Consider the following 10580-nt stretch of genomic DNA (forward strand, 5'->3'; position numbering starts at 1 on the left):
ATCACTCCTATTTTTGTACAGATTGCATCATTTCGAAAACGGGGAGCATCATAACAAGGTAAACTGCCATGATGAGTAACCCAATCATTGTAAACATAAAAGGTTGTATCAATTTAATATGGCGATGAATAAATGATTCTATGTGATCCATTAGAAAATTGCTGTAAACGATAAGTTCAATATCTAACTTATCGCGCTTCTCACCTTGTTCGATATACGTAATAAAATTTTTTTCAAAACAATTGATGTGCAATAAAATATTTGCAAAGTTATCCCCCTTTTGAATTTGGTTTTTTAATGTTTCACCAATGTATGTGAGAAATGGACTTTCCGATTGCTTGAGATAAATTTGAACAATATCATTGAGCTTAATCCCATTTTTGAAAAAGAGTACAAATTGCTGTGACATTTGGTACGTTACAAATAAGCGGTAATATTTATGAAAAATGGGAAGGTGCGTTAAGATACTAATTTGTTGATGCATAGGCTGTTTGTACAACCAACGTTGGAACAAATAAATAAGCAAAACAATGATAAGCGTGAAACCCAAAAAAGCGATTGGAAAGTTTGCGATAAAAAACTTTAATGAAGATTGTAAAAAAGAGCGTTGAATCGCCATGGTCTCATACATATGTTCAAATTCTGGTAGCACGGTAGCATTGAGTGTGATAATAAGACTAAGAAAAATGAAAAGAAGTAAAATGGGGTATTGTACAGCTTTAATAAATTGTGCTTTGAGTTTCTTATGTTTCTCATAATAGCGATAACATTGTGTAAGTGTTGTCGTGAGTTCGCTATACTGTTCGGCAAAGTAAAGTTGCATCAGAATGGTTTGTGGATACTTCAATAATTTAAAAATTTCATAACATGAGGCGCCATTTTGTATTGTTTGATGGAACTTTTCGTTAAAAGCTGTATCTGTAATTTGAAGCTGTGCATAGACAAATTCTATGGCTTCAATAAAAGTAAAGCCATGTTGCAGTAATTGATTCGTACGATCAATAATCAATAAATGATTTGATTTAATATGAGTAAGCGTCTTTCTATTTTTGATATTTGCGAAGTGTTGCTGCATCAATAACCCCCTCTTGTTTCAGTAAACTAAGCTTATCAGCCAAAGATGTAAAGGTATCTGGTAACTGAAAATCATTTGTTAGAAAGTGCGTAATATCGTCGTGAAGCATTGTTTCATAGACAAGCTCACGTTGCTGTGAAGTCGTCGTAATTAAACGTTGATTAATAATTAAATTAATCGCCTGTAATAAGTCTTGATTTGAGATGCCCATTTCAATGAGCCGCAACAGTACACCTTGGCAATCATTTGCGTGTATGGTTGATAATACGAGATGACCGCTCAAACTTGCTTGAATCACTTCGCGTGCAATGCTGGCATCTCGAATCTCTCCGATTAAAATAACATCGGGATCACAGCGTAATATGGCTTTTAAAGAAGCACTATATGTGATGTCTGCTTTTTCATTGACTGAAATTTGGGTGACGCCGTTGAGCAATTGTTCTACCGGATCCTCAATCGTGATGATATTGAGATTAAGCGCTTGTTTGGCATAAAGTACCATTTGATACATTAATGTACTTTTTCCGGCACCAGTAGGCCCACTAAATAAAATTAATCCTTGCTTCTTCTCCATAATACTGCAAATGTCTGTAGTACTTTTGAGTGAACTGTTTTGAAAATACTGTGGGGTTATACGCACGACACAACTTTCTGTCCCTAAATTCAAAGGAAGTGTCGATACACGTAAGTAATACAAATCTTTGTAATGATAGATGTATCGACCGCTTTGTGCACGGTGCCGTGATGAGACATCTAACCCTGCTTGAAATTTAAGGAGTGTGAGCAAGCGTTGATACGTTTCTAAATTCAACGTGTCATAGGTCTTTAATTGGTCTTTTACACGTAATTTCACTTCGACATGTTCGGGGGTGGGAATAAAATGAACGTCAGAAGCCTTTTCACTTAAAGCGTGTTGTAAGACAGTGTCTAATAAAAACTGCATAAAAAATCACCTCTTACATATATACATGCAAGAGATGATATGATTACTTTTTTGTTGTGAAAAATTTTAACCATTTAAGAACGGATTCAAATACTCGGCTTCAACTGTTGTTGATGGGCCATGCCCTGGATAAATTGGCAATGTCTCATCCAAGTCGAACAGCTTATCTTTAATTGAGTCGATAAGTGTTTCGTAATCACCGCGATATAAATCAGTACGACCAATGCCATTATTAAACAGCGTATCGCCAACAACCGCAAAGTCATCAAACACATACGACAAACTGCCCGGCGAATGCCCTGGTGTATGCAATACATTCATTGAGAATGACCCGATTTGAAAAGCGCCTTCCTCTAATAGTTCAGGCTGTGCTTGGCTTGTAATAATCGGTAAGCCATGCGCACGGAACTTTGCAGAACCATTTTTATGAGGGTCTGTTAAAAAGTCAACTTCTTCGGGATGAATATACACTGGCACATGATATTTTTCTAAAACAGCATCTAACGCAGCGATATGATCAAAGTGCGCATGTGTTAGTAAAATGCCAATTAATGGCTTATTAATAGCTGAAATTTCGGCTAAAATTTTATCCGCTTCACCTGCTGGATCAACGAGTAACAGTTCCGTATCATTTTCTATAAAATACGTATTAGTCTCTACAAATCCAAGTGTTAAATAAGATAGTTTCATGATGATGCTCCAATCAAATTTCTTATTTTAAATGCTTTTGAACAGAAGCTAATTTATCATTCATTTCACGCTCGATGTCACGACGATCATCGATGCGAATGTTTGTACATACGCGATCTAAACCTTTATTGAAAGGTAACTCATGAATCGCTTGAATCACTTCAAATAAATCTTTTAAGTCCCCTTCAATCAAAGTGTTCATCGGTGTTAATTGGTAGTTGATTTTACCTTCTTGTTTATATTCTTCCAGTTTTGTTTGAATTTCTGCGATATATTTACTTACGCTTGGTCCTTCAGTTCCTACTGGGATAACGACTACATCTACAATTGCCATTTTCTATCTACTCCTCTTCTAAAATATAAGTTTTTATTAAACCAGCTGCACCAACGATACCTGCTTCATTGCCTAATGAGGCTAAAACGATTTCCGTATTTTCTTGAGAAGGTGTAAAAGCAAGTTGATGGTATGCTGTTTTAACATTTTCTATTAAAATATGACCTGCATCGGCCATACCGCCGCCTAAAATAATATATTTTGGATTGACCGTTACGCTTAAAATACTCGCTAAATAAGCGATATATTGTGCAATCCTTTCCACGATAAACAAACTAAATGCATCGCCTACTTTAGCAGCGTCAAATACATCTTTTGCAGTGATGTCTCCTTGTTTAATAAGTGGTAAAAGTTGAGATTGGATTGTTAATTTCGGGTGGTAATATTTTACAAGATTGACGACACCTGTTGCAGATGCGACGGTTTCAATACAACCTGCTTTACCACAATTACAATCGAAGCGCTGATCATGGTCCACACGAATGTGTCCTAATTCTGCACCTGAACCGTTATGTCCATGTACAATTTTGCCATTTGAAATAATGCCGCCACCGACGCCTGTACCTAAAGTAATAGCGACGACATCATCTGCGTCTTGACCTGCACCGAGATGTTTTTCGCCTAACGCAGCAATGTTTGCATCATTGTCGACGATGACTGGAAAATCGACAAATTCTTTCATCAGCTGAGCAACATTCACTTTACTCGGCCAGTTTAAATTAACGGCACCATTAACAATGCCTTTTTCAAAATTTACGGGACCTGGTACACCGATGCCCATACCGATTACATCGTCTAAATGATAATTTAACATGTTACATTGTTCAACGAAAGCATCGTATACGTTTTTTAGTAATTTGCGACCAGTTGGATCAGACGTATCTGTTTTGATTGCCCATTTTTGAAGACGTGTTAAGTGTTGATCAAAGATGCCTAATTTACAAGTTGTCCCTCCAATATCAACTGCAAAAATTAATTTCTGACTCATAAACGGTTCAACCTTCTCTCGTTAATAATATGACGACATTGTAAGAATTCATCTCTTGAAATGAGTTGATGTTTGAACAATGATGTTAACTCTTGCTCAATCATTTCCAACATATCCGCTTTGTCGTCAAAATAAATAATAAAGCCAAACTTTTTTAATAACTGTTGTACATCGTAAAAACTATTTAACTTTGTTTCCATTTTAATCTTCCAACTCTCGTTTTAAGATTTTAACACTTTCATTTTGTGGCGCGAGTTTTGCCGCTTTCTGAATAAACTTTTTCGCATTTTTTTCATCGCCTAACGATCGATTGGCAATGGCCATGACATAGTTAAGTTGCACAGAATTTGGAAATAATCGCAAACCGCGTTCCCATTCTGCGATAGCCTCTGCTTTGGAATCTTGTGCAGCAATCATCATACCAGATAAATAGTAAGTCATATCATCCGCATAACCGTTATCAATCGTTTGTTGTACCATTTCTTTTGCTTCACTATAATGATCATTTTTCATCTGATCTTGAATAATTTGATTGTAAATATTTTCATCAGGCGTCATAAAAGTTTTAACTAATAAGAGCGTTATTACTAGTACTGTCAAGCCTAATAACCAGTAGAACCCTTTTTTAAATGTTGCATAAAAATAGACGAGATAAACCGCGAGCATACCACCGATTAAACCACCTAAATGAGCAACGATGTTTACATTACGAACAAGTATTGAAATAACGGCCATTACGACAGCTGCAATCAATAATTGAAAAATGGCTTTTCTGTCATACATTTTACTGATCATTAATAATGCAATCAGTGCCCCTAATAAACCAAAGATGGCACCACTTGCGCCAATTGAAAGACTTGTCGTCATTAAAGCAAGTGTAAACAAATTGCCAGTGATACCTGATGCAAAGTATATTCCCAGCATCTTTAATGAACTTGTGTAGGTTTCGACAAGCTTACCAAAAATATAAAGTGACATCATATTTAAAATTAAATGTTCAATATCTAAGTGTAAAAACATCGATGAAATTAAACGATACCACTCGCCATGCACAACATTAAAATGTGCCAGCGCACCTAGGTTAATAATTTCAATATCTGAACCATGTGGTAAAAACCATGTAATGATGATCCAAATCAGTATATTGATAGCAATTAAACTGTACGTCATAGGTGTAAAGCGATACATCGCCCGCTCAATCGGATTTCGATTTAATACACGCTTTTTATACGCATCTATCGTTTTCTTATCTTGCATCACAAGATGATTTTTGGCGATTGGATTCGTCATTTTTTTTGTGAGCATTTTTAAATCTTGTATCGCATGAAATCTTAACTGTACAGGTTCACGTTCATTCAGTCCTACTTGATTGAACGGTTTGTCTGTGAAGAAATAAACATCATAGCGTTCAACGCTCATTTTAAGATAATCATCAATTTGAAGTTGGTGCTCTAACACACGTTGCTTATCGAATTCTAATGATTGCGAGGTGTAAGTACCATACTTAAAAATAGCAACCCGTTGTTTCGCTTTATTTGCCAGCCACACTTCTTGTCTTTCTTGGTCATAATGGACACATGTGTAACCATAATAGCGTGTCCATATATAACTGGCTTTCCATAAATCTTTTTGGTCTATCATATTAGCCTCCATATCTTGAAGTTTTCGCAATTATAAGGTGTTGCACCGGTTGATCGTGTGCTTCAATCGGGAGTTGTTCACACAGTTGTACATCATAAATTAAACTTATCGTTTTAACAGCGTATGTGTTTAAATAGCGATCAAAATACCCACCGCCATAGCCAATACGATAGCCTTCTTTATTAAAAGCCACACCTGGTACGATGACAAGGTCTAACGCATTATCAATTGTTGTTTCAGCGTTAACATAACGAATGCCTTTCTCGTCCACAGCGACTTGTGATAAATCATTTATCGCTTGAAAGTTCATCGTTTTTGTTGCGTAATTTGTCGCGGGCACATACACTTGTTTACCATCGCGTAACATGTGCATAATAATCGGATCCGTATTGACTTCATGTGCCATTGATAAAACAATACCAATTTTTTGTGCAGCTTTATAATTCTCGTGTGCAAACAGTTGTGCTCGTAGCCATTGATCCGCATCGTCCTTTTGCACATTGCCAATCTCTCGCATACGCTTTAATATTTGTTGTCTTAACGATTTTTTAACCATTTATGCCATCTCCCATTTTATATCTATTATAACGTGCTGTCGTTGTGGTGTCATGAATATCGCAAAAATCAAACGCTATCAATTCAAGACAAAATAAAAACCTATCATGGACACGAATATAAAGTGCCGATGATAGGTTGATACGCAGTCATTATTTTTTCTTAGTTGTATCTTTAACAGTGCCTTTAATTTTACCTTCAGCTGTTTCAACAACGCGTCCTGAAATGCTTCCTTTTTTCTCAGCCATTATGAAACCCTTCTTTCATCATTAATTATACTAGCGATAAAATATTCTGTCGCTTAAATTATATTATAAAACAAATTTCGATTTGTTTGTAGTATAATAATGCTCTCCAACTGTATTGTAGGAAAATATAGCGTGTTATTTCTATAAATTTGTAGTCATCTTAGTCCTACTAAAATGATTTTCGCATCTTTTGGTGTGAGATGACATATGCGTTCTTACTTTTTAGTTATATAATTTCAAAGGAACAAACCAAAATTAAAGAAGACACATGCCCCTATGTGATGTATTCTAAAACGACTTAAAAAATAAAAAAGACTAGAACAGTGTATGCTCTAGCCCAAGATTACATGATTATTTTGTTTCACGATGTAATGTTTGTTTATTTTCACGTGCACAGAATTTTTTCATTTCGATACGTTCTGGGTTATTTCTTTTATTTTTAGTAGAGATATAATTACGATCTCCACATTCTGTACATGCAAGCGTTACGTTTACGCGCATATTACCCCTCCTAATCTTTCTTCAAAATACGACTTTATTATCATATCATTTTCTTGTTAAATTGAAAAGTATTAATTTCACATAGAACACCAAGAAATAAAGTACCAGTTAGTCGCAAAATAAAAGACATGCAACAGACAGTTTAAATGAACATGTCTATTGCACGCCTTTAATAGTTATAAGTTCTAATTAAAGTAATAGTTGATAATGTCGCGACCTAAGTCCCCACCGTTCAACCATGGTTCTGGAACAGGCTGATTCGTATAAACAATGGAGAAAGCAATTTTCGGATCGTCTGCTGGTGCATAGCCAACATATGTTGAGTTTACACGTGGCTGTCCATCTTGAAAGACCTCTGCAGTACCGGTTTTACCTGCTGAACGTACTTTCGTTTTGCTAAAGCTTTGGTAACCTGTACCTTGTGATTCATTAAACGCCATATCAAATCCTTTTCTAATTTGCTTAATTTGCTTAGGCGTATTGTTCACATGGTTCAATACTTTACCTGTGATTTTATGCTTCACAGGTCCAATCTCATCATTACTCGTCGCTTTGCGTATTTCCTTACCAATATGTGGTTGGATACGGTCGCCGCCGTTAGCGATAGTTGACACATACTGTGCTAGTTGCAACGGTGTATACGTATCATATTGACCAATCGCTAAGTCAAGATAGTTACCCGGATTGTCTTTTAAAGGTTCAATTTGACCCGTCACTTCATTCGGTAAATCAATACCTGTTTTCACACCAAGTCCAACTTGATTTAGACCTTTACGTAACTTTTGCCCAGCTACTGTAATATCTTCAGGAAGTGGCATGCCTGGGTAATAGTCAATACCCGCAATTTTCAATGCTGTTTTAAACATGTATACGTTTGATGAATGCATTAATGCTTGCGTATCATCAATTTGTCGACTGCTATTTTTATTGAAGTAAGAGCGCTTTGTTAAGCCGCCTTGGAAAGTGAGCGGTTCATCGACAAGCACATCACCTGGGCTAATAACTTTATTTTGATACCCTGCAAGGAGCGTACCTCCTTTAATAGAAGAACCGACTGTATATTGTGTCGTAAATGTTCCAATATCAAAGTCTGTTAACGTCCCATCTGTTTCAATTTGTTTACCTGCAAGCGCTAAGATGTCCCCGTTATTTGGGTCTTGAACGACTAAAAGTGCTGAATCCATATTTACGGCACCTTCACTACGCAGCTTACTAATATTTTTTTCAAGATACTCTTCTGCTTTTTGCTGTAACTTCATGTCGATCGTTAAGACTAAATCATCGCCTCTTGACCCGTTGTTGACAACTTCAGAGTCGATAATGGCACCTGACTTATCTGTTGTATAGCGCATTTCTTTTTTCTTACCACGCAAAATGCTTTCATACTGAAGTTCTAAATAGCCTTTTCCGACACGATCATTACGTGAGTAGCCTTTTGATAAATAGTAATTCGTTAACTCTTTAGGTAATCCTTCTTCAGGTGTTGAAACACTGCCTAAAATGCCTCTTAAAGAATCGTCATAAGGATATTTACGATCCCAATCCATCGTTGTATTTACACCCGGTAATTTAGAAAGGTGTTGAGATACAGCAGCATATTCTTTGTCTGAAACTTTTTCATTTTTAATCGTTCTTGGACTTAATGTACTGCCTTGCATCATTTCACGATAAATCGCTAGTACTTGTAAATCATGATCACTTAACGTTTTTAAATCTTTGTCTGTGATTTTATCGCGTAATTTCTGATCATAATCTTCTTGTGAAATATCGCCGTTTTCATAAAGAACAGCTTCTTTCTTCATACGCTTTTGCGCTTCATCAGAATGAAGTGTGATCCAAAAGTCTTTTTTATCACGGTCAGTAATTTTTTTCGTATCCATGTTGATGAGTTTTGAAAGTTGTTTCGCAGTATCTAATATTTCTGCTTGATCTGTTTTCTTGCCTCGTGTATATGTAATCGCTTTTTTAGAGGCATTATCAACGATGACACGACCATTGCGGTCTAAAATTCTACCTCTTGGCACAGATTCATTGACTGTGACATTTTCACTTTCACGAATCATTTGACTGTAATGTGAGCCTTGCGCAATCTGCAGGTAGCCAAGCCTTAATACAATTGCTACAAAGGCAAAAATAATGACGCCGAAAATAAAATTAATGCGCTTATTCATTTGATTGCGCATCTTTTCATCATTCGTTTTTTCTTTTAAACGTTTTAACAACACAACCTACCTCTATTCGCACAGTTTTCTTCTTAAAATGATATATGATAATCGGCTATTTGGCTAATATTTTATTGAAAAAAGTTAAAAGAATTTTTAACCCCATTGAAATGCTTGATATAAATAAAAAACAACGTGCAATGAAATTCATTACACGCTGTGAATTGTACTAAGACGGTTAATTATTTTGCTGCTTGATATAATTCGTCTACTTTTTCCCAGTTTACAACGTTCCAGAACGCATTGATATAATCTGGACGTTTGTTTTGGTATTTAAGGTAGTATGCATGTTCCCATACATCAAGACCTAAAAGTGGTGTTTTACCGTCAGTTAGTGGGTTATCTTGATTAGGTGTACTTACAATCGCTAATTCGCCATTGTCTACAACTAACCATGCCCAACCAGAACCGAAACGAGCAGCAGCTTTGTCAGCAAATTCTTGTTTGAAGCTATCTAAGCTACCCCATTTTTCATTGATTTTTTCAACAACTTCACCTTTTTCTTCTGAGTTAGGTGTAAGTAATTGCCAGAATAATGAATGGTTTAAGTGACCGCCACCGTTGTTACGTACAGCAGTGCGTTTTTCTTCAGGTACGTCATTTAAGTTTGCAACAAGTTCTTCGATAGATTTGTTTTCAAACTCAGTACCTTCAACAGCAGCATTTAACTTAGTTACATAAGTGTTATGATGCTTTGTATGATGAATCTCCATTGTTTCTTTATCGAAATGTGGTTCTAATGCATCGTATGCGTAAGGTAATTTTGGTAATTCGAAAGCCATAATTAATCATCCTCCTAATTGTTGATTCCAGTTACATTCTAACAATTCTTATGTTCGTCTTACAATCAATCTGCTTATGAAGCCAAAATTTCAACAACCTGTACTTCATGTATTGCACCAATAGAAGTTTCGTGAACTACTCACCACTTAGCTAAACATAGCGTTTTTAACGCTTGAAGTGGGAGCTTCTTGGGAATAGAGCGTACTTGCTAGTTTATTTCTTTGCTAACAGCGGTGTCTCTTATTTACCAAGCTATCCCCGTAGTTCCTACGGTTCTTGATGCTACTTAAGCTAATGCCATTATTCTTAGACCTTCGTTCAATATATTTCTACTAGCGTTGATATCTCGATCATGGTATGTATGACAAACAGGACAAGTCCATTCTCGGATTTCAAGAGACTTCTTGTCGTCTTTATGACCACATTTTGAACAGATTTGACTAGATGGAAACCATTTATCTACCTTAATGATTTTACGTCCGTACCATTCAGCCTTATATTGTAATTGCGTCACAAAACGAGACCAAGAGACATCAGAAATACTTTTTGCCAATTTATGATTACGTAACATACCTTTTGTGTTTAAGTCTTCAATACAGA

At 36.0% G+C, this 10580-nt stretch carries 12 protein-coding genes; all 12 read right to left on the minus strand.

Going from position 1 to position 10580, the window contains the following annotated elements; translation table 11 throughout:
- Positions 1-7 precede the first annotated feature (7 nt).
- Positions 8-1075, minus strand: coding sequence for a competence type IV pilus assembly protein ComGB (gene comGB, locus TP70_RS01965; protein WP_044358944.1), 1068 nt, complete (start codon positions 1073-1075; stop codon positions 8-10).
- A complete protein-coding gene (gene comGA / locus TP70_RS01970) occupies positions 1044-2018 on the minus strand; it encodes a competence type IV pilus ATPase ComGA (protein ID WP_044358945.1) in 975 nt (324 codons plus the stop codon). Before comGA ends, comGB begins: the two co-directional genes overlap by 32 nt.
- A 66-nt stretch (positions 2019-2084) precedes the next feature.
- The gene (locus TP70_RS01975) at positions 2085-2708 is read right to left on the minus strand and encodes an MBL fold metallo-hydrolase (RefSeq protein WP_044358947.1); all 624 of its coding nucleotides are present in this window, start codon (positions 2706-2708) and stop codon (positions 2085-2087) included.
- Between the two features lie 22 nt (positions 2709-2730).
- Complete coding sequence (locus TP70_RS01980) at positions 2731-3042, minus strand: MTH1187 family thiamine-binding protein (protein ID WP_044358949.1); 312 nt, start codon at positions 3040-3042, stop codon at positions 2731-2733.
- A gap of 7 nt (positions 3043-3049) precedes the next feature.
- Positions 3050-4030, minus strand: a complete 981-nt coding sequence (locus tag TP70_RS01985) for an ROK family glucokinase (RefSeq protein ID WP_044358950.1) — start codon at positions 4028-4030, stop codon at positions 3050-3052.
- On the minus strand, positions 4027-4230 hold the full coding sequence (locus TP70_RS01990; RefSeq protein WP_044358951.1) for a YqgQ family protein: 204 nt from the start codon (positions 4228-4230) through the stop codon (positions 4027-4029). Before TP70_RS01990 ends, TP70_RS01985 begins: the two co-directional genes overlap by 4 nt.
- A 1-nt stretch (position 4231) precedes the next feature.
- Positions 4232-5671 (minus strand): rhomboid family protein, encoded by a 1440-nt coding sequence (locus TP70_RS01995; protein ID WP_044358952.1) that lies wholly within the window; start codon positions 5669-5671, stop codon positions 4232-4234.
- Between the two features lies 1 nt (position 5672).
- Positions 5673-6227 carry a 5-formyltetrahydrofolate cyclo-ligase gene (locus TP70_RS02000; RefSeq protein WP_044358953.1) on the minus strand — a complete coding sequence of 185 codons (555 nt, stop codon included), beginning with the start codon at positions 6225-6227 and terminating at the stop codon, positions 5673-5675.
- Between the two features lie 598 nt (positions 6228-6825).
- Positions 6826-6975, minus strand: a complete 150-nt coding sequence (gene rpmG, locus TP70_RS02005; protein ID WP_044358954.1) for a 50S ribosomal protein L33 — start codon at positions 6973-6975, stop codon at positions 6826-6828.
- Positions 6976-7160: 185 nt separating this feature from the next.
- A complete protein-coding gene (locus TP70_RS02010; RefSeq protein ID WP_044358963.1) occupies positions 7161-9197 on the minus strand; it encodes a peptidoglycan D,D-transpeptidase FtsI family protein in 2037 nt (678 codons plus the stop codon).
- Positions 9198-9379: 182 nt separating this feature from the next.
- The gene (locus TP70_RS02015) at positions 9380-9979 is read right to left on the minus strand and encodes a superoxide dismutase (RefSeq protein WP_044358955.1); all 600 of its coding nucleotides are present in this window, start codon (positions 9977-9979) and stop codon (positions 9380-9382) included.
- Between the two features lie 287 nt (positions 9980-10266).
- Positions 10267-10580, minus strand: a 314-nt coding sequence (locus TP70_RS02020) for an RNA-guided endonuclease TnpB family protein (RefSeq protein ID WP_084207629.1), incomplete at its 5' end; no start/stop codon positions are given.

This window comes from Staphylococcus microti (assembly GCF_000934465.1).
GTDB classification, from domain to species: domain Bacteria; phylum Bacillota; class Bacilli; order Staphylococcales; family Staphylococcaceae; genus Staphylococcus; species Staphylococcus microti.